This is a genomic window from Cupriavidus sp. 21MJTG02-4 (genome assembly GCF_057798975.1).
Window position 1 is genome coordinate 155,921 of sequence record NZ_JBYOJP010000014.1, and the last position, 20,292, is coordinate 176,212.

The following is a 20,292-nucleotide window of genomic DNA, read 5'->3' on the forward strand; positions in this document are numbered from 1 at the left end:
GGTCAGGCCTTTCCGTTGGCTGCCGGCGCCTTAGCCGGTTGGGCCGGACCACTCTTCTTGTCGGCCGGCGTTTCGGGAGCGCGGTAGGCGAAGCGCATGGAGAAATCGAACAGGCGGCGCTGCTCGCGCAGGTTGTTGGTCATCGTCACCGCCTTGGACTCGACCAGCTCGGCCTTGTCGAGCCAGGGCACCGCGCCAACATTGCGCAAGAGCTCGGAAATGCGCTCGTTGGACTGCGCCACGCCGGCAATCGTGAAGGTCTCGCCGGTCTGCTTCAGGCTCGTCAGGTAAACGCCTTCCGGCACCTGGCGCACCAGTTCTTCAAGCAGTTGCACCGGGCGGTTGCGTTCGGTCTGGAGGCTTTCCACGGCCTGCTGGCGTTGCAGTAGCGCCTCGATGTCTTTCTTGAGTGTGTTGACTTCGCGGATCTGGCCGTCCAGCCGGGCGTTTTCCGTGGCCAGGACCTGGTTCAGCGCGACCACCGATTCGGTCTGGCGGTCGATATACAGCCCGCCCAGCAACACCACCAGCGCCCCACCCGCGGCCGCGCCGCCAAGGATCCCGTAGACGCGCTTGCGTCGGGCAGCCTTGCGGGCTTCGTGGTAAGGCAGCAGGTTGACCGATGGGAGCGTGTTCGTTGACATTCGGATTCCCCCGGGGTGCGTTATTGCAGGCCGCGCAATGCCAGTCCGGCGCTGACGATATACGCCGGCAGGTCACGCTGCAGGTAGCGCTCGTTGACCTTGCCGTTGGTGACCATGTTGGCGAACGGGTTCGCCAGCGTGGTGGTGATCTGGGTCTGCTGCTGGATGGCGGCCTGCACGCCGACCAGCGACGCATGGCCGCCGGACAGCAGGATCTCGTCGACCCGGCCGAGGCTCGAACTCGCGATGAAGTTGCCCACCGCGGCCTGCACTTCCATGGCCAGCGCATCGAGCGACGGCTTGAGCAGCTGGGCACGCCAGGCTTCCGGCAGCGTGTTCTTGCGCTTCTTGATCTCGGCCTTGAGCGCGTCGAGCGTGAACATGCGCGCGGCGCTCTGCGTGAGCTGGTCGCCGTAGCTGTTCAGGGGTTGCTCGTACAGCTCTTTCCAGCCCTGGTAGAAGATGGCCTTGGAACGGCTGCCGCCCAGGTGGACGACGGCCACCACGGGCAGCGCGCGTGCATCGGCTTCGGACATGTCGCTCGGCACGCCGAGCATCTGCACGATGGTCCGCTGCACCGCGTATTCCTCGACGTCCATGACCTGCGGGCGCAGGCCTGCCATCTCGGCGGCGGTGACGCGCTCCTGCACGCGATCGCTGTTGGCCGCGGTCACGCGCACGCCGATACCGCCCTCGGTTTCGCTCGGGCCGATCACGGCGAAGTCGAAATTCACCGTCTGCGACGGCGGATAAAGCCGGTGCGCCTCGGATTCGACCTGGGAATAGAGTTCGTCCTCGGACAGGTTGTCCGGCAGACTGACCGTCTGGGATTCGGTCAGCATCGAAGGCACGCCCAGCACCACGTCCTTGGTGCGAATGCCGGCCTTGCCAAGCGCACGCTTGAGGGCAATGCCGACTGCCTCGATATTGACCACGTTGCCATCGGCAACGGCATTGCGGTCCAGCAGTTCGCTGGCACATTTCTCCAGGCGGTAGTCCTGTTTGCTGCCCCCCACGGACAGCTCGACTACCTTGACACTGGACGACCCGATATCTACGCCGACCGTAGTCCGGCGCAGAAGCCCCGACAAAATGCCCCGTCGCAAGGTGACCCCCTGACTTTTGAACTCACCCCTGGCTTGACTGCTCTAATCGGGCGAGCCATGTTTCTCGATGAAACGTTTTTGCTCTTTTATGTTGGGCGATTCTCACAAAAAGCGGCAGTGCTGGCAATGTGCCGGTCTGGCCACGCTTTTATTTTTGCGACGGCTCCTACAAAGCGTTGCCAAAACCCCACGGTCGTCGGGTTCCCATCCCAGCCTTTTTTCTGCTCGTAGTTCGGCGCAAACTGCCGCTATCCAGGACATTACATCTTGTAACAGCGCAGTAGCGTCGCTGGCGCCACTGCATGGGAAGTCGCCGCTATCCCGGAAGATATAATCCCCCGCACTCCTGACTAGGTTTTTCCCTTATGGCCACAGCACAACAGAAGCCGTCCCTCCCTGCCCGCCGCCCGCTCTGGGCGCGGCTCACGTTCTGGGTGGTCGGTCTGATCGTCGCCGGCATCGTGGCGGTCGCGCTGCTGCTGGGCTATGCGCTGCTGGTGGCCGCGCCCAACCTGCCGTCGCTCGATACCATCACGGACTACCGGCCCAAGATTCCGCTGCGCATCTTCACCGCGGACAACGTCCTGATCGGCGAGTTCGGCGAAGAGCGCCGCAACTTCGTGCCCATCGCCGAGATCCCCGACGTGATGAAGAAGGCCGTGCTGGCGATCGAGGACGACCGCTTCTACGAGCACGGCGGCGTGGACTTCGTTGGCGTGATGCGGGCAGGCCTGGCCAACCTGCGCGGCGGGCTGTCGCAAGGCGCTTCGACGATCACCATGCAGGTGGCGCGCAACTTCTTCCTGTCGAGCGAGAAGACCTACACGCGCAAGATCTACGAGATGCTGCTCGCGTACAAGATCGAGGCCAACCTGTCCAAGGACCAGATCCTCGAGTTGTACATGAACCAGATCTACCTGGGACAGCGTGCCTACGGTTTCGACAGCGCCGCGCGCGTCTATTTCGGCAAGTCGGTACGCGACGTCACGCCGGCCGAGGCGGCCATGCTGGCCGGCCTGCCGAAGGCGCCGTCCGCCTACAACCCCGTGGTGAACCCGAAGCGCGCAAAGGTACGCCAGGAGTACATCCTGCAGCGCATGCGCGACCTGCGCTACATCACGCCCGAGCAGTATGACCAGGCCCTGCGCCAAGCGCCGAAGGTCCGCACGGAAGGCAACGAGTTCTCGACGCACGCCGAGTACGTAGCCGAGATCGTGCGCCAGCTGATGTACGCGCAATACCGCGAGGAAACCTACACGCGCGGACTCACGGTCTACACCACGCTGACCAAGCCCGACCAGGACGCCGCGTACGAGTCGGTGCGCGCGGGCATCATGAACTACGAGCGCAAGCACGGTTACCGCGGCCCGGAAGCCTTTATCGACCTGCCCTCGGACCAGGCTGACCGCGAACAGGCCATCGACGACGCGCTGGTCGAGCATCCGGGCAGCGACGACCTGCGCTCCGCCGTGGTGACGAGCGTGTCGTCGCGCCAGGTGCAAGCCACGCTGCTGTCGGGCGAGGTGGCCACCATCGAAGGCTCGGCGCTGCGCTTTATCGCGCCGTCGCTGTCGGCCAACGCGCAGCCGAAGACGAAGATCCGCCCCGGCGCCATCATCCGCGTGACGCAGGACGAAAAAGGCCAGTGGACAGTGACGCAGCTGCCGGAAGTGTCGGCGGCCTTTGTCTCGATCAATCCGCAGGATGGCGAGATCCGCTCGATGGTCGGCGGCTTCGACTTCAACCGCAACAAGTTCAACCATGTGACGCAAGCCTGGCGCCAGCCTGGTTCCAGCTTCAAGCCGTTCATCTATTCGGCCGCGCTGGAAAAGGGCTTCTCTCCGGCCACCGTCATCAATGACGCACCGCTGACGATCGGCCCGGACACGGGCGGCCAGGTGTGGGAGCCGAAGAACTATGACGGCAAGTTCGAAGGCCCCATGACCATGCGCCGCGCGCTGGCCAAGTCGAAGAACCTGGTGTCGGTGCGCATCCTGCGTGCGATCGGCACGCAATACGCGCAGGACTTCATTACGCGCTTCGGCTTCGAGGCCGACAAGCACCCGGCCTACCTGCCGATGGCGCTTGGCGCGGGCAGCGTCACGCCGCTGCAGATGGCGGGCGCCTACTCGGTATTCGCCAACGGCGGCTACCGCGTCAACCCGTACCTGATCCAGAAGGTAGTCGATGCGCGTGGCAAGGTGCTCTCCGAAACGCAGCCGCAGCGCGCCGGCAGCGATGCGGTGCGCGTGCTCGACGCACGCACCGCCTTTATCGCCGACACCATGCTGCGCGACGTGGTGCGCATGGGCACGGCCAACGCCGCCAAGCAGCGCCTGGGCCGCAACGACCTGGCAGGCAAGACCGGTACGACGAACGATGCCGTGGATGCCTGGTTCGCGGGCTACACGCCGAACCTGGTCGCGATCGCCTGGATGGGCTACGACCAGCCCAAGAGCCTGGGCGTGCGCGAGACCGGTGGCGGCCTGGCCCTGCCGATCTGGGTTGGCTACATGGGCAAGATGCTCAAGGGCGTGCCGGAAAGTCCCGAACGGCCGGCGCCGGAAGGCGTCGTGATGGCTGGCGGCGACTGGACCTTCGAGGAGAACGCCAGCGGCGCTGGCGTGGCTTCGGTCGGCCTGGGCGATCCGTGGCCGGGCAAGCCGGAGGAAAGCACGCGCTCGCCGGCCGATGTCGAGGCGGAGAAGAAGAAGATCCTGGAGATGTTCGGCGGCGCCTGAGCGCGGCCAACCAGGCAAGAAATAGCCGGCCACACTGGGCCGGCTTTTTCATTGGGCAACTTGCTTCGCTGCGTGTCAGCCGAGCGTGAGCGTGGCTTCCGCCTGCTGGCTCACGTAGCTGGACAGCGCGGCGTACAGCTCGTTACCGCTGCGCGTATCGACCCAGCGCTCGCCATCGCGGCGGAAATGGAAGCCGCCCGAACGCGCCGCGACCCACAGCTCCTGCATCGGCGCCTGGCTGTTGATGATGATCTTGGAGCCGTTCTCGAATTCCAGTTCCATCACGTTGCCGGTCCGGCTGATTTCGATGTCGGCGTCGGCCGCGTCCGCCGCGGCTTCCACCGTGGCTTCGATGCGGTCCAGCTCCCTGACCGCCAGGGCCAGGAACTCGCTTTCGCTCAAGGGGGGCATGCTAAACTCCAAGACCGCCGGCGCCAGCGCTGTCCGCCTTGCCATGCCACATGGGGCATGGCATGAAGCACTTGCAGTGACCGGCTTTTTTGTTGAGGATTTCCGGATTCCGGCCATGCCCTGGAACTCTGGCGGCGGCCGCGGACGACACGCCGGCTGCCGGTCCGACAGCTTTCCCAACCGCTTTCAAGGACGACCCGATGCTCCGTCGTGTTGCGATTGTATCGGCGTTTGCCGCCGGCCTTGCGATGCCCCTGCTGGGCGGATGCGGCATTCGCGGGCCGCTGACCATGCCCAAGCGGCCGCCTGAGCCGACCGCTCCGGCCGTGCCCGATCCGGGCCTCGGCCATGCCGACGCGACGCTGCCGGTCCCGGCAGCCCCGGCCACGCCCCCGGGCAAGTCCGAGTCCGACGCCCCCACCACCAGGTAACCATGACCGCATTTTTCCATCGCCAGGACGGCGCCCTTGTTGCCGAACAGGTGCCGCTGGCACAGATCGCCGCAGAGTTCGGCACGCCGACCTACGTGTACTCGCGCGCGGCGCTGACGGCCGCCTACCAGGCCTACGCCGCCGCCTGCCAGGGCCGCAAGGCGCAGGTGCAGTACGCCATGAAGGCCAACTCGAACCTGGCGGTGCTGCAGGTCTTCGCCAAGCTCGGCGCGGGCTTCGACATCGTCTCGGGCGGCGAACTCAAGCGCGTGCTGGCCGCCGGCGGCAATCCGCGCAAGGTCGTGTTCTCGGGCGTAGGCAAGAGCGCAGCGGAAATGGAACTGGCGCTGGCGCATGACGTGCGCTGCTTCAACGTCGAATCGATCCCCGAGCTGGACCGCCTCAATGCAGTGGCCGGACAGGTTGGCAAGCGCGCGCGCGTGTCGCTGCGCATCAACCCGGACGTCGATGCCAGGACGCACCCGTACATCTCCACGGGCCTGAAGGGCAACAAGTTCGGCATCGCGTTCGAGCAGGTCCTGCCCACGTACCGCGCGGCCGCGGCGCTGCCGCATATCGAAGTCACCGGCATCGACTGCCACATCGGTTCGCAGATCACCGAAGTCGCGCCGTACCTGGAAGCCCTCGACAAGGTGCTCGACGTGGTGGAAGCGCTGGAGCGCGAGGGCATCGTCCTGGAGCACATCGACGTCGGCGGCGGCCTTGGCATCACCTACGACGACGAGACCCCGCCGGACATCACGAGCTTTGCCACCACGCTGCTCGATCGCGTGGCGGCACGCGGCCATGGTCATCGTGAAGTGCTGTTCGAGCCGGGCCGCTCGCTCGTCGGCAACGCCGGCGTGCTGCTGACCCAGGTGGAATTCCTCAAGCCCGGCGAGGCCAAGAACTTCTGCATCGTGGATGCCGCCATGAACGACCTGGCGCGCCCGGCCATGTACGAGGCCTTCCATCGCATCGAGCCGGTGCTGGCAAGCAGCGCGCCGGCGGTGACCTACGACATCGTGGGCCCCGTGTGCGAATCGGGCGACTGGCTTGGCCGCGACCGCGCGCTGGCCGTGCAGCCCGGCGATCTGCTGGCGGTGATGTCGGCGGGTGCCTACGGCTTCACGATGAGCTCCAACTACAACACCCGTCCGCGCGCGGCCGAAGTCATGGTCGACGGCAACAAGGTCCGCGTGGTGCGCGAGCGCGAACTGGTGGAAGACCTGTTCCGCGACGAACGCCTGCTGCAGGACTGATTCCGCCCGCGGTCCCGGCCCGCCCCATCAGCGGGCGGCCGGCCTCCAGCGCCACCACAGGCGCAGCCCCAGCAGCACGAAGACCACCGCGGCATAGATCGACACCTCGCCAAAGTCGTTCTTGCCGGCCTTGTGCCACCAGTAGTGCAGGATGGCCAGCACCGCGATCGCATAGACCGACTTGTGCAGCGCCTGCCAGCGCTTGCCGCCCAGGCGCCGCACCATGCCGTTGGTCGACGTCAGCGCCAGCGGGATCATCAGCACAAAGGCCGTGAAGCCCACCGTGATGAACGGCCGCTTGGCCACGTCTTTCAGCATGTAGGCAAGGTCAAACCCACGGTCGACGCCGATCCACAGCAGGAAGTGCTGCAGGCCATAGAAAAAAGCAAACAAGCCCAGCATGCGCCGCATCCGCACGAGCCAGTTCCAGCCTGTCAGGCGGCGCAGCGGCGTGATCGCCAGCGTCACGCACAGCATTACCAGCGTCCAGGTGCCAGTGGATCGCGTGACGAACTCCAGCGGGTTCGCGCCGAACTGGCTGGTCGCGCCGAGGTAAAGCAGACGCACAAAAGGCAGCATCGCCAGCAGCCAGATGGCAATCTTGACGATGCGCACCTGTGACTGCGGCAGCGCAGCCAGGCCGCCGGATTTGCGGCCCGGTGCCGCGGCCGATTGCGAGACCGTCATGTCAGCGCGGCCCATCAGAAAAACTTCCTCAGATCCATGCCCTGATACAGCGACGCCACCTGCTGGCCGTAGCCGTTGAACGGCAACGTCTTGCGCTTGGGCGCGAACAACGCGGCAAAGCCGCCCCCGCCACTGTCCTCGCCAATGCGCCTTTCGGTGGCCTGGCTCCAGCGTGGATGATCCACTTCCGGGTTCACGTTCGAGTAGAAGCCGTACTCCTGCGGCGCCGCCAGGTTCCAGCTCGTGGGCGGCTGCTTGTCGACAAAGCGGATCTTCACGATCGACTTGGCGCTCTTGAACCCATACTTCCACGGCAGCACCATGCGCACCGGTGCGCCGTTCTGGTTCGGCAGGACTTCGCCATAGAGACCGAACGTCAGCAGCGCGAGCGGGTGCATGGCCTCGTCCATACGAAGACCTTCGCTGTAGGGCCAGTCCAGCACCGAGCTGCTGACGCCGGGCATCTGCTTCTTGTCGGCCAGCGTGATGAACTGCACGTACTTCGCACCCGGCTGCGGCTCCACGCGCCGGATCAACTCGGCCAGCGGATAGCCGATCCACGGGATCACCATCGACCAGCCCTCTACGCAGCGCAGGCGGTAGACGCGCTCTTCCATCGGCGCGAGTTTCAGCAGCTCATCGAGGTCGTAGACCTTGGGCTTCTTCACCAGCCCTTCCACCGCCACCTGCCAGGGGCGCGGCCGCAGCGTGCCGGCGTTGCGCGACGGGTCTGACTTGTCGGTGCCGAATTCGTAGAAATTGTTGTAGGTCGTCACGTCCTCGTAGGGCGTGCGCTTCTCCGTCACCACGTAGGCCTTGTTGACGGTGGCAGCCAGCTTCGCCCCGTGCTGCCCCTGCTGGGCGCGCGCTTCACGCGCAAACCACGGGCCCAGCGCCGTACCGGCGGTACCGGCAGCGGCGAGCGCCAGCAGCCGACGGCGTGCGGCGAACACGTGGCGCGGCGTGATATCAGAGGCGGCGATATCGTCACCGCGCAACCACTTCGGGGAGGGAATCAGCATGGTTGTTCCTTGTGCTTCGAACGGCCCGGGAATTGGACTTTCCCTTGGTCGGATAGTGCAGGCCATTCCTGACAGTCTTTTTGCTGTCGGTTCGAGGCCGGTACGCCTATCGGCCCTGGCCCTGGTATTGCTGGTACACGGACTGCGCCACGGTCAGGAGCCGCGCGCGATCGACCTGACCGGCCAGCGCGAAGCCCAGGCTGCGGTCAATCCAGTAGAACGCCATGGCACCGGCTCCCTTGGCGGGAGCAGCCTGGGGCATCCGCTCAAGTCGGAAGCCGGTATCTGGCGTGCCTTGCGCCATGCGGCGCAGCTGCAGCGACAGGCGCGTACCGTCATCGGATTCGTACATCAGGATGGCGGATGGGCCGCCTTCGGCCACGCCTAGGCGGCCGCCGATCAGGTGAAAGCCCTGAGGTCGCAGGTCCGGCACCTGAAGCGGAGCGCCGAGCCGCTTGGACAGCCATGCGATCAGATGGGCTTCGTCGCTGGCCGGCACCTCCACCGGATGGCGGACTTCGGGCGCATAGACCACGTGTGACACCAACGCGTCGCGCGCGAAGCGCTCGCCCGGCGTCATGGCCACGGCGACACCGTCAGCCATGCGGTCGTGCGCGAGCCAGCCAACTGCGCCGCCCATGGCCAGCGACGCAACCGAGGCGCACGCGGCGATCCATGCCGTGCGCCAGCCACTGCCTACGCCATCTCGTCTTCGTGTGCCATCGCGCAGCGGTTCGGGCAAGGCCGCGAGTGGCACAGGCTCATTGAGCACGCCATCGAGCGCGCCATGCAATGCCTCGGCCTGGCGGCGCCACGCCGCGACGCGTGCCGCGATCTCGGGCCGTTCGGCCAGATACGCCTCCACGGCCGCGCGGCGGCGGCCACTCAGTTGGCCGTCGGCGTAGGCATGCAGGTCGGCTTCGTGGATCGGGGACATCATTTCACTCGCTGCAGCGTCGTACCAGCCTCCGCGGCCGGTGCCGGCTGACGCGTGCCGTCCAGCAGGGCGCGCATGTGTTCGCGCGCCCGTGCCAGGCGGGACATCACGGTGCCGACCGGAACGTTCAGCACCTGTGCGGCCTCGGCATAGGTGAACTGCTCAAGGCTGACGAGCAGCAACACCGCGCGCTGGGCCTCGGGCAGTTCCGCGAGCGCCTGCAGCAAGTCGCGCCGCAGGCCGGGGTCGGTAACCGGGGCACTGACGTCCGGCAGGGTCTCGGTGCTCACCACCAGCTCCTTGCGCCGCACCGTGTTCAGGCGCAAGCGGTGCATCAGCGTGAGTAGCCAGGGCAGCAGGCCATCGGCGCCATCGCCCCACCACGCTCCCGGGCGCAGGCGAAAACGCCAGCGATAGCGCAACGCGCGCTCCAGCGTGTCCTGCACCAGGTCGTCAGCCAGTGCCGCGTCCCTGGTCAGGCCACGCGCGTGGCGCCGCAGCCGCGGCGCCAGCGCGACCAGCTGGCCTTCAAACCCGTCCATGCCGTGCCGGACTCAATTCGTCGCTGACCGTCAGGGCTTGGCGACGTGCCAGACGTTGTTGACGTTGTCGCCCACGCGGTCACCGGCCTTGGCGTCCTTGGAAAAGCGATACAGGGGCATGCCGCGGTAGGCCCACTGCTTGCCGCCATCGTCACGCGTGATGATGGTGTAGCTGCCCGAAGCAGCGCTGCCGGGTGCCGCCATCAGCGGCGGCCAGTTGGTCGCGCATGGGCCGTTGCAGGCGCTCTTGCCGCTGTCCTTCATATCGCGGTCGAACGTGTACAGCGTCAGGCCTTGCGGATCGGTCAGCGCGCCGTCGGTCACCTTGACGGTGGGAGGCATGCTTCCGGCGCCGCCCATGCCACCCATGCCCGAACAGGCGGCCAGCAGGACGGATGCACAGCCAAGGGCCAGTGCGGCAGGACGAACGAGCGATGCAGCGATAGGACGACGCAGACTTGCCATGATGTTTTTCTCCATGCGGACCAGTGCCGCCAGCCGGCACCGTTCCTCAAGTAAACACCGGATGTGATGCCTTTATTCCATGGGGGCGAAAAAAAACCTGCCCATCGGACAGGTTCTTTTTGCTATGGAAGCAGCGTAATCATCACAATTCGCCGTAACTATGCAGGCCCGACAGGAACATGTTGACGCCCAGGAAGGCAAAGGTGGTCACCAGCAGGCCCGTCAGCGCCCACCATGCCGCCACGGTGCCGCGCAGTCCCTTCATCAGTCGCATGTGCAGCCATGCCGCGTAGTTCAGCCAGACGATCAGGGCCCAGGTCTCCTTCGGATCCCAGCTCCAGTAGCCGCCCCAGGCCTCGGCAGCCCAGAGCGCGCCGAGGATCGTCGCGATGGTGAAGAAGGCAAAGCCGACCGCGATCGCCTTGTACATGACGTCGTCCAGCACTTCGAGCGAGGGCAGGCGCTCGGCCAGGATGCCGCGCTGCTTGAGCAAGTAGGCCACCGAGACCATCGCCGCCAGCGCGAACGTGCCGTAGCCGATGAAGTTGGCCGGCACGTGGATCTTCATCCACCAGCTTTGCAGCGCCGGCACCAGCGGCTGGATCTCCTGCGCATTGCGGCTGACCGTGTACCACAGCAGGAAACCGACCGCGGCCGATACCACGAGCATCACGAACGGGCCGAGCGCGCGCGTGGCGTAGCGCCCTTCGTAGTAGAGGTAGAACAGCGACGTGATCAGCGTGAACAGCACGAACACTTCATAGAGGTTCGAGATGGGGATATGCCCGATGTCCGTGCCGATCAGGTACGACTCGTACCAGCGCACGAGCAGACCGGTGAAGCCCAGTACCACGGCCGCCCAGCACAGCTTGCTGCCGATGCTGTAGCCGGTGGCCGAGCGCGTCACCAGGCCCACCCAGTAGAACAGCGTGGACAGGAACACCAGCGCGCTCATCCACAGGATGGCCGACTGGCTCGACAGGAAGTACTTCAGGAAGAAAGCCTGGTCGGCCCGCACAAGCTGGCCCTGATAGAGCTGCACGGCAAACAGCGACAGGATGGCCAGCCCGGGCATCAGGGCTCGCACCGGCTTCCAGTGCCAGCCGAGCAGGGCGAACGTCGGCACCGACGCGATCAGCACGGCCTTGTCGTAGCCGTTCATCCACTGGCCATAGCGCGACAGCGCCACGCCGGCACCGATCGCAAGCAGCACCGCAAAGGCCCAGTCGAGCCACGTGAGGCGGCGCAGGAAGGAAGGTTCAAGATAGGCCTCGTCCGCGGCGCCGGAAGCGGCAGGGGTTGCCGGCCGCATGGCCGGCCGGGCGGCCTGGTTCACGTTTGAAGACATAGCGTTACCTGCGATCTGCGCACAGCCCTTGGCTGCGCAACGAAGGCCGGGCGGCGGCTGGCGAGGATCGCCACTGCCCGGCCCGACGGGTTCAATGCTGCGCCTGCGCCGAGGCGTCCTGGTCGGCCCCGGCCGCGAGGCCGATGTCGTCGCGCAAGGCGACGAATTCCTTCTCGAAGTCCAGGGTGCGGCGCTGGGTCGACATGGCCATCAGCACATGGCTGCCAGGCGCTGCCGCATCGGTTGGCACGGTTGGCGCGGCCGGTGCAGTGGCATCCGCATGATGTCCAGGATCCTTGATCCAGACCCACACTCGGCGCTCGCGGATATAGAACATCGAGAACACGCCCAGCACCAGCAGCAGACAGCCAAGATACACGATGTTCTTGCCCGGCGCACGGGTCATCTGGAACACGCTGGCCTTGATTTCCTTGAAGTCGTCGAGCTGCAGGAAAACCGGCGCGCCATAGAAGAAGCTGTCCGACAGGGCGTTGATCGACTGCTGCAGGAACGCCCCGCTCTGGGCGCTGTTGGGCACCACCGGCTGCTTGTCCTGCGCACGCGCGAGTTGCCACAGTTCCCACATCGAGCCGTTGAGAATCTTCAGCAGGACATCGGCAGCCTTTTGCTGCTCTGCCGCCGGGACCGATTTCTCGAGGAACGCGGCGATCGCCGTGAAGCCGCCCGGCGGAGAGTCCGGGCTGGGGCGGGTGACGCCGGCAAAGAGATCCAGCGCGCGCAGGGCGCTTTCCGCCAATTGGCCGCGAAGGTCGGCCTTGTCCGCGCCGGGCATCGACGCCAGCGCGAAGCGCCGCGCGGCTTCGCCACGCAGGCCGCGGTCCTGCAGCGCGGCGCGCAGGCGCATCCAGTCGGCCACGCTGCCCTGGTCGTCAGCGGGGATGCGCAGGTAACGGAACGGCTCGTTCGGCGACTCGCGCATGCCGGCGAGGAACACCGACTGGCCGTCGAGCTGCACCGGCACCATGTAGTTGTTGTACTCGCGCGCCTGGCCATTGCGGTCGCGCAGCTTGTATTGCACCGACGGGCCGACGTTGTGCAGCGTCTTTTCCTTCTGCGTGTTCGCCGCGGCGCCCAGGTGCGACTCGAGCGTCTCGTTGAACGACTTGCGCGCCACGCCGCGTGCATCGGGCTTGCCCGAGGCATCGGTGACGTTCTCGATATTCATCAGGCGGAAGTCGCTGAACTCCACCGTCAGGCCGTCCTTGTCGGCGGCCGTGCCCGTGACGCTCAGCGGCGTGTTGCCACCGACGGTACCGGCGAACGGGAACGTCCCGTGGCTGTTGCCTTGCATCGGATAGCCGACGAACTTCAACTGCGAACCGCCGTCCTCGAAGCTCGACTGGTAGATCGCCACGCCATCGACGATCAGCGGCTCGTTGACCTTCACCGTCGCATGCGTCTGCTTGCCGGTGGCGCGGTCGGTCACGATCACATCCGACGCGAACAGCTTGGGCATGCCGGTGGGATAGAAATCGACCGTGAACTTCTTGAGCGTGATGTTGAACGGCAGGTCCTGTACCAGCGCACCATCGGCGATGTTCAGGATGGCCGTGGATACGGTCGAGCCTTCGGGCACGAAGGCATTGCCCCGGAAGCCAGGGTTGGCCGCCGACAGGCGATGCTCCGGCGGAATCTCGCTGATGACTGCGTTGCCGCGGATCGGCGTCTTGCCGCCGAACCACATCTGGGCGCGGATCAGCATGTCGCCGTCGAGCAGGCCACCGATGCAGATCACCACGATCGCGGTGTGCGCCAGGATATAGCCCAGCTTGTTGGCCGCTCCGGCCTTGGCGGCCAGCAGCGTCGCGCCCTCATGCTGGACCTGTCGGGTGCGGTAGCCGCGGTTTTGCAGCAGCGCATTCACCCGGGCGACGGCTTCGGTGCGCGGACGTGCCGCCTCGAATTCGCCACGGTGGTGGAAGGCGCGCAGGCTGCGCTCGCGCACATGATCCTTCCAGGAGCGCATGTCGACGATCATCTTGGGCGCGTTGCGCACCAGGCACAGCGACGTCGACACCACCAGGAAGGCGAGGATCAGCAGGAACCACCACGATCCATAGACCTTCTGCAGCGACAATGCGTGGAAGACATCCGCCCAGAACGGCCCGAACTGGTTCACGTAGTTCGGGTACGGCTCGTTCTGCTTGAGTACGGTACCGACCACGCTGGCAATGGCGATCACCGTCAGCAGGGTGATCGCAAAGCGCATCGAGGACAACAATTCGACCGCGTCGCGCAACACGCGGTGTGGGGTCTTCAGGTGCAGGCCTGAAGTGGAAGCGGTCGACATGTGATGTGCAGCAATAAGCTTTGAAATAAAAAAGGGTGGACATGCTTTGCAAGCAGGCCACCCTCTTCGATTGTTGCCAAGGCCATCGGTTTCATCCTGCGTCGTGCCCCGCGTTAGCGAAGCAGCAGGCCAACCGTTGGTCCGGCGCGGAACGACTTAGCGAACGCCGGCGACGTAGTCCGCCACGGCCTTGATCTCGGCGTCCGACATCTTGGCGGCGATCGTCGTCATCACCGGATTGTTCTTGCGGGTGCCCTGGCGGAATGCCACGAGCTGGGCTTCGGTGTAATCGGACCACTGGCCGCCAATGCGCGGGTATTGTGCCGGAATGCCGGCGCCGGTCGGGCCATGGCAGGCGGCACAGGCCGGCACGCCCTTGGCGGCAATACCAGCGCGATAAATCTTCTGGCCGGCCTCGATGGTGTCCTTGTTCTTGGCCGTGGCCGGCTTGATCGGCTGCTTGGCGAGATAGGCGCCGATGTCCTTCATTTCCTGGTCGTTCAGCGAACCTGCCAGCGGCGACATGATCGCGTTGTTGCGCGACTTGTCCTTGAAGTTGGCGAGTTGCTTGTGGACGTATTCAGGATGCTGCGCGGCCAGCTTCGGGTTGGCGGCGGCGCCGCTGTTGCCGTTGGCGCCGTGGCAGCTCAGGCAGGCGGGAACATTGCGATCGGGCGCACCCTGCGTATAAAGCGTTTCGCCCTTTGCCGGATCCGCCTTCGCGGCGGCTTGCTCGGAGGCAAAAGCCAGACCGGTCATGGCGGTTGCAGGCAGGGCCAGCACCAGGACACCCAGAAGCTTCGCAATGCGGTTCATTCGCACACCTTGTCTGAATTGTTTTTGAATACCGTAGTGCATGCCGGCAGGCGCTTTGCGGGCGGTGAGGACGCACCCTTGCAAGGCCTGGCATCGTGGTCGTGGCAACCGGAAATCCCGGGTTGACCGGTGCGCCAGGCAGCAGACCCCGCCTTTCCTGGCGCCGCTCGCGATGAAACGGCAAACACGGCTCCCGTCCGGATGGATCGGGTCACCGGCAACGCGGCCATGGATGCCCTTCGTCACCCGTTCAGGAGACCGTAAACCGGCGTATTGTACAATAAATAATGTGCCGGATTGATGCCATGGCCGCCCTGTGCCTGTGCAAGATCAACCTCCGGTGGCCTGGCCGATTCCGTGCCGCCAGCCTTACCACCTCGGCGTGACCGTCGTTGCACTCCCGCGTGATTCGCGCCGGCCGCAACTACCCGCCCCACCCGCTTCGACGCATGTCCCTCCTTCACCAGGCCCGTTTCTTCACGACCGTCAACCACCTGCGCGACCTGCCCGCCACCGCGGTGCCGGAGGTCGCGTTCGCCGGACGCTCCAACGCCGGCAAGTCGACGGCCATCAATATCCTGTGCAACCAGAAGCGCCTGGCCTTTTCGTCGCGCACACCGGGCCGCACGCAGCATATCAACTACTTCACGGTGGCCCCGGTCAAGGCGCCGGATCCGCTGGCCTTCCTGGTCGACCTGCCGGGTTATGGCTACGCAGAAGTCTCGGGCTCGGCCAAGTACCACTGGCAAGGACTGCTCAGCGACTACGTGCAGAGCCGCACCCAGTTGTCCGGCCTGATCCTGATGATGGATGCGCGCCGCCCCTTCACCGATCTCGATTGCCAGATGGTCGAGTGGTTCCTGCCCACCGGAAAGCCGATTCACGTGCTGCTGACCAAGGCCGACAAGCTGACCAACAGCGAAAACGCCAATGCCCTGCGCGAGACACGGCAGATCCTGGCCGGGTACACGGAGCAATTGAGCACGCCGGTGCCGCTCACCGCGCAGCTGTTCTCCAGCCTGAAGCGCCGCGGCATCGAAGAAGCGCAGCGCGTCATCGCAGGCTGGCTGTCGCTGCCCGAAGCGCAACCCCCGACGCCGGCTCAGCCTTCTGCGGGGCCGGGCGCCTCCGAGTAGCCCAAGCGTTTCGCGCGGACAAAAAAAAGCCCCGTTGCAAGCAACGGGGACGAACTTTCCCGCCGGTCAGGGCGGGTACCCGCTCAGGGAGGAGTAGCGGGGGACACCGCGCCGCGCGAGGCGCAACGCAAGGTGTCCGCGAGTATGATAGCGGGCACACTCAAAAGTTTAGTTTTTCTGCATTCCGCGCTCCGTCGCGTCCGCCGCCAGCCGGCGACGAGCCGCTTTGCGCATAATTCCTCCCTGAACTCCCCCTTCAAGCTGCCATGTCTGCCTTTCCAGAGTACCGTCCCCGCCGCATGCGTCGCGATGACTTCTCGCGGCGCCTGATGCGCGAGCACCGCCTGTCGCCGGACAACCTGATCTACCCAGTCTTCATCCTGGACGGGCAGAACCAGCGCCAGTCCGTGGCGTCCATGCCGGGCGTGGAGCGTGTTTCCATCGATCTGCTGCTGCCGGTGGCGGAAGACTGCGTAAAGCTGGGCATTCCGGTCATCGCGCTGTTCCCGGTCATCGATCCCTCGCTGAAGACTCCCGACGGCATTGAAGCGACTAACGCCGAAGGGCTCGTTCCGCGCGCGGTACGCGCCCTGAAGGACCGCTTCCCCGAACTTGGCGTGCTCACCGACGTGGCGCTCGATCCGTACACTAGCCACGGCCAGGACGGCGTGCTTGACGAGAACGGCTACGTGATCAACGAGCAGACCGTCGAGATCCTGGTCCGCCAGGCGCTGGTCCAGGCCGAAGCCGGCGTGGATATCGTCGCCCCGTCCGACATGATGGACGGCCGCATCGGCGCCGTGCGCCTGGCACTGGAAGACGCGGGCCACATCCACACGCGCATCATGGCCTACTCGGCCAAGTACGCGTCGGCGTTCTACGGCCCGTTCCGCGACGCCGTGGGCTCGGCCGCCAACCTGGGCAAGGGCAACAAGATGACCTACCAGATGGACCCGGCCAACACCGACGAGGCCCTGCGCGAAGTCGCCCAGGACATCATGGAAGGCGCCGACATGGTGATGGTCAAGCCCGGCATGCCCTATCTGGATATCGTGCGCCGGGTGAAAGACGAGTTCCGCTTCCCGACCTACGTCTACCAGGTCAGCGGCGAGTACGCGATGCTCAAGGCCGCCGCGCAGAACGGCTGGCTGGACCACGACAAGGTCATGATGGAATCGCTGCTGGCCTTCCGCCGCGCCGGCGCCGACGGCATCCTGACCTATTTCGCGCGCGATGCCGCGCGCCTGCTTGCCGGCTGAGGCCACGCCGCCCGCATGGAGCTGCTAGGCTTCTCGGCCAGCCAGGTTCACCCGCTCGCCTCGCTGGCCGAGGCGGGCACGTTCCTCGCCGGTAGCGCGTCGGCCCGCTTCGTCTGGGCCGATTTCCCGATCGAAGAGGTCGCGGCGGCCCCGGAAAGCTGGCGCGACAGCGTGCGGCAGCTCACCGGCGCGCCCATCCTGGACCTGCATCTGGTGGACGCCACCAACACCGCGCACCCGTCGTACTTCGACACGACGCATGCGTACGACATGGTGATCTTCCGCAAGCTGACTTTCGAGACCAGCCGCGCCATTGCCGAGGCGGAAGGCTCGGCACCGACTCCCGCCGGGGCTGCGCCAAAGCCGCGCCGCCATCCGCCCGGCTTCCTGCCGGCACTGGCCCGGATCGACACGCAGCCGGTCACGTTCTTCGTGTTCGACAATGTGCTGGTCACCGTCCGGCCCGGTCCGTCGCGCACGATCGACCAGGTACGCCAGCGCTTGCTGGAGCTTTGCCAGGCGCCAAGGCCACAAGCCGCGCCAAGGGCAAACGGACAGGCGCCGCTATTGCATGGCGTGCGCCCGCCAAGCCGGCCCGAAGACCTGATGCTTCGCCTGCTCAACGCCATGGTCGACCGTTACCTGGAGTTGCGCGCGCCGCTCACTCGGCAACTGGACCGCTGGCAGCGCGCGCTGCTCAACTCGCGCCGCAGTTTTTCAAGCTGGGAAGGGTTGCTCGATGCCCGCATCCAGCTGCGCAGGCTGGAGCACCTCAGCGAAGAGCAGCGCGATGCCCTGCAGGAATTCCGCGACAGCGTGCTGGACAACCGCTACAGCGGCGATCCGATCGATCCCGCCGACAAGGCGCCAGGCCGCGACGAGATGCTGCTGGTACGCATCAACGACCTGATGGAGCACATCCAGCGCGTGCTGGCGCACGCGCGGCGGCTGGAGGATTCGATCGAGTCCGCGGTCCAGATCCATTTCTCGGCGGTGGCCCACCGGACCAACCGCACCATGCGCACGCTGACGCTGATTACGGCGCTGTTCATGCCCCTGACGCTTATCACCGGCATCTTCGGCATGAACTTCGAACGCATGCCGTGGCTGCGCGAGCCCGACGGCTTCTGGTGGTCGCTTGGGTTGATGGGCGCGGTCGTGGTGGTACTGGGCGCCGTGTGGGCGCTCGGACGGCAGTTGGAGCGCTAGTGCTCAGGTGCTGGGGCGCGTGCCAAGCGCGCGCTCCAGGCTTTCGAGGAAACGGCCGGCGGACTGGTAGCCGATCACGCGCACCGGTCGTTCACGGCCGTCGGCACCGAACAGGATGATGCCAGGCGGCCCGAACAGGCCGAAGCGCTTGAGCAGAGCCTTGTCGTCGGCGTTGTTGGCCGTGACATCGGCCTGCAGCAGCACGATCTCCGACATGCGCGAACGCACCCGGGTATCGGTGAACGTCATGCGCTCCATCTCCTTGCAGCTCACACACCAGTCCGCGTAGAAATCGAGCAGCACCGGCTTGCCGGCAGCCGCCGCCTGCGCCACGCGCGCATCGAGTTCCGCCACGCTTCGGACGCGCTCGAAACGCACCGCCTGAGTACCAGCCGTCGCTTCGGCCGCGGCGCCGGTCACGCGCGCCAGGTTCAGATGCGCCAGCGGCTGCAGCGGATCGCGTCCGCCAGAGGCCAGTCCCAGTAGCAAGATGGCGCCAGCGAGCGCCGCCAACACGCCAAGCCCCTTTCCGAGCCGTGCGACGCCGCGCGCTTCGGCACCCAGTGCATCAAACGCGCCAAGGAATACCGCCGCCACGAGCAACAGCGCCGCCCACAACGCCATGATCAGCCATGCTGGCAGCACGGGCGTCACCATCCAGATCGCCACACCCAGCAGCAGGAATCCGAAGAAGCGCTTGGTGGCTTCCATCCAGCGCCCCGCGCGCGGCAGCAGGTTGCCCGCGCCGACCCCGACCAGTACCAGCGGAACCCCCATGCCCAGCGCCATGGCCAGCAGCGCGCTGCCGCCGGTCAGCGCGTCGCGCGTCTGGGCGATATAGGCCAGCGCACCAGCCAGTGGCGCCGTCACGCAAGGGCCCACGATCAGCGCGGAGATCGCGCCCATGGCCGCGGCTCCGACCACCTGGCCGCCGCGCCGGCGATTCGACGTAGCCGTCAGGCGGTTCTGCCACCGCTGCGGCAGCTGGAGTTCGTAGAGGCCAAACATCGACAGCGAGAGTGCCACCATCAGCCCGGCAAACGCGACAAGCACCGCGGGCGTCTGCAGGGCGGCGGCCAGGCCTTCGCCCAGCAGGCCAGCGGCCACGCCGATCGCCGTGTAGACCACGGCCATGCCGAGGACATAAGCCAGCGATACCACCAGTGCCCGGCTGCGCGTGGCGTGCTCGCCGACAACGATGGACGACAGGATCGGTACCATCGGCAGGACGCAGGGCGTGAAGGTCAGTAGCAGGCCCAGGCCGAAGAAGAGCGCTGCGACGATGCCGAGGTTGCGGCTGGCAAGCACGCCGGCAATGCGGTCGCTCTCGTCAAGGCGTGCGGCGGGCGCGGCACCGGCGGTACCCGGACCAACCGACGACGGCGGGGTCGTCGCTTCGCTGCGCGGGCTGCCGCCGAACAGGCTGCCCAGCGACACGGCGCCCACTTTGTAGACGCTCTCCATCGGCGGATAGCACAGCCCCTTGTCGGCGCAGCCCTGAGACGTCACGACCAGCGACCACTTGCCATCGGCGGGCGCAGACTGCACCGGCACGCGGATGACGACAGTGTCGCGATAGGTTTCCATCTCCTTGCCGAAGGTCTCATCGAACTTGACCTTGCCGGGTGGAAATTCGGGCTGGCCCAGGCGTACGGCTTCGGGCTGGACGGCAAAGGCGAAGCGCTCGCGGTACAGGTAGTAACCGCTGGCCACGTCGAAGCGGACTTCGATGGTCCGTGCGTCCACTTGCCGGGCGGCGAAGCGGAAGGCCTGCTCGGGCGGCAGGAAATCCTCTTCCGTGGCCGCGTTGGCACCGGCAGCCAGGCACAGCCAGGCCACCATCATCGCCAGCACTGCGGCAATATGCCGCGCCCAGCTCAACCGGTTTGATCGCTCGGAGAGAGCAAAACCCATATTCATAGACCGTCCCGAATCCTTTCAGTCGCTTCCGTAACGCGGGGCGCT

General features: G+C 66.0%; 18 protein-coding genes. 6 read left to right on the top strand and 12 right to left on the bottom strand.

Annotation, left to right across the window (positions count from 1 at the left end):
• Positions 1–2: 2 nt before the first annotated feature.
• Together AC3FKH_RS25060 and pilM are read right to left on the bottom strand one after the other, a co-directional pair.
• Positions 3–644 (bottom strand): PilN domain-containing protein, encoded by a 642-nt coding sequence (locus AC3FKH_RS25060; RefSeq protein ID WP_488678463.1) that lies wholly within the window; start codon positions 642–644, stop codon positions 3–5.
• A gap of 20 nt (positions 645–664) precedes the next feature.
• Entirely contained in the window at positions 665–1,735 is a 1,071-nt protein-coding gene (gene pilM / locus AC3FKH_RS25065) for a type IV pilus assembly protein PilM (RefSeq protein ID WP_488678491.1), read from the bottom strand.
• Positions 1,736–2,115: 380 nt separating this feature from the next.
• Between pilM and AC3FKH_RS25070 the strand changes: the two genes are divergently transcribed.
• On the top strand, positions 2,116–4,491 hold the full coding sequence (locus AC3FKH_RS25070; protein WP_488678464.1) for a penicillin-binding protein 1A: 2,376 nt from the start codon (positions 2,116–2,118) through the stop codon (positions 4,489–4,491).
• Positions 4,492–4,566: 75 nt separating this feature from the next.
• On the opposite strand, the gene cyaY is transcribed toward AC3FKH_RS25070, so the two are convergent.
• Positions 4,567–4,902 carry an iron donor protein CyaY gene (cyaY, locus tag AC3FKH_RS25075; protein ID WP_488678465.1) on the bottom strand — a complete coding sequence of 112 codons (336 nt, stop codon included), beginning with the start codon at positions 4,900–4,902 and terminating at the stop codon, positions 4,567–4,569.
• 200 nt (positions 4,903–5,102) lie between these two features.
• Here cyaY and AC3FKH_RS25080 point away from each other — a divergent pair, with 200 nt between their 5' ends.
• Complete coding sequence (locus tag AC3FKH_RS25080) at positions 5,103–5,333, top strand: hypothetical protein (protein ID WP_483709619.1); 231 nt, start codon at positions 5,103–5,105, stop codon at positions 5,331–5,333.
• A 2-nt stretch (positions 5,334–5,335) separates the two neighbouring features.
• Positions 5,336–6,595 carry a diaminopimelate decarboxylase gene (lysA, locus tag AC3FKH_RS25085; protein WP_488678466.1) on the top strand — a complete coding sequence of 420 codons (1,260 nt, stop codon included), beginning with the start codon at positions 5,336–5,338 and terminating at the stop codon, positions 6,593–6,595.
• Between the two features lie 27 nt (positions 6,596–6,622).
• On the opposite strand, the gene msrQ is transcribed toward lysA, so the two are convergent.
• From msrQ to AC3FKH_RS25125, 8 genes are all read right to left on the bottom strand, one after another.
• Positions 6,623–7,282: a protein-methionine-sulfoxide reductase heme-binding subunit MsrQ gene (gene msrQ / locus AC3FKH_RS25090; RefSeq protein WP_488678492.1), complete on the bottom strand. Its 660-nt coding sequence runs from the start codon at positions 7,280–7,282 to the stop codon at positions 6,623–6,625.
• Positions 7,283–7,296: 14 nt separating this feature from the next.
• On the bottom strand, positions 7,297–8,304 hold the full coding sequence (msrP, locus tag AC3FKH_RS25095; protein WP_488678467.1) for a protein-methionine-sulfoxide reductase catalytic subunit MsrP: 1,008 nt from the start codon (positions 8,302–8,304) through the stop codon (positions 7,297–7,299).
• A gap of 106 nt (positions 8,305–8,410) precedes the next feature.
• The gene (locus AC3FKH_RS25100; RefSeq protein ID WP_488678468.1) at positions 8,411–9,244 is read right to left on the bottom strand and encodes an anti-sigma factor family protein; all 834 of its coding nucleotides are present in this window, start codon (positions 9,242–9,244) and stop codon (positions 8,411–8,413) included.
• Complete coding sequence (locus tag AC3FKH_RS25105; RefSeq protein WP_488678469.1) at positions 9,241–9,783, bottom strand: RNA polymerase sigma factor; 543 nt, start codon at positions 9,781–9,783, stop codon at positions 9,241–9,243. Before AC3FKH_RS25105 ends, AC3FKH_RS25100 begins: the two co-directional genes overlap by 4 nt.
• A gap of 30 nt (positions 9,784–9,813) precedes the next feature.
• A complete protein-coding gene (locus AC3FKH_RS25110; protein ID WP_488678470.1) occupies positions 9,814–10,248 on the bottom strand; it encodes a COG4315 family predicted lipoprotein in 435 nt (144 codons plus the stop codon).
• 142 nt (positions 10,249–10,390) lie between these two features.
• Positions 10,391–11,596, bottom strand: a complete 1,206-nt coding sequence (gene ccsB, locus AC3FKH_RS25115; protein ID WP_488678471.1) for a c-type cytochrome biogenesis protein CcsB — start codon at positions 11,594–11,596, stop codon at positions 10,391–10,393.
• Positions 11,597–11,687: 91 nt separating this feature from the next.
• Positions 11,688–13,907 carry a cytochrome c biogenesis protein ResB gene (locus tag AC3FKH_RS25120; RefSeq protein WP_488678472.1) on the bottom strand — a complete coding sequence of 740 codons (2,220 nt, stop codon included), beginning with the start codon at positions 13,905–13,907 and terminating at the stop codon, positions 11,688–11,690.
• A 156-nt stretch (positions 13,908–14,063) separates the two neighbouring features.
• Positions 14,064–14,723, bottom strand: a complete 660-nt coding sequence (locus AC3FKH_RS25125; RefSeq protein ID WP_483730586.1) for a c-type cytochrome — start codon at positions 14,721–14,723, stop codon at positions 14,064–14,066.
• Positions 14,724–15,172: 449 nt separating this feature from the next.
• Here AC3FKH_RS25125 and yihA point away from each other — a divergent pair, with 449 nt between their 5' ends.
• From yihA to AC3FKH_RS25140, 3 genes are all read left to right on the top strand, one after another.
• Entirely contained in the window at positions 15,173–15,859 is a 687-nt protein-coding gene (yihA, locus tag AC3FKH_RS25130; protein WP_488678473.1) for a ribosome biogenesis GTP-binding protein YihA/YsxC, read from the top strand.
• A gap of 266 nt (positions 15,860–16,125) precedes the next feature.
• Positions 16,126–17,118 (top strand): porphobilinogen synthase, encoded by a 993-nt coding sequence (gene hemB, locus AC3FKH_RS25135; protein WP_488678474.1) that lies wholly within the window; start codon positions 16,126–16,128, stop codon positions 17,116–17,118.
• Positions 17,119–17,133: 15 nt separating this feature from the next.
• Complete coding sequence (locus tag AC3FKH_RS25140; RefSeq protein ID WP_488678475.1) at positions 17,134–18,327, top strand: magnesium transporter CorA family protein; 1,194 nt, start codon at positions 17,134–17,136, stop codon at positions 18,325–18,327.
• Between the two features lie 3 nt (positions 18,328–18,330).
• Here AC3FKH_RS25140 and dsbD read toward each other — a convergent pair whose 3' ends face one another.
• Entirely contained in the window at positions 18,331–20,247 is a 1,917-nt protein-coding gene (gene dsbD / locus AC3FKH_RS25145; protein ID WP_488678476.1) for a protein-disulfide reductase DsbD, read from the bottom strand.
• Between the last annotated feature and the right edge of the window lie 45 nt (positions 20,248–20,292).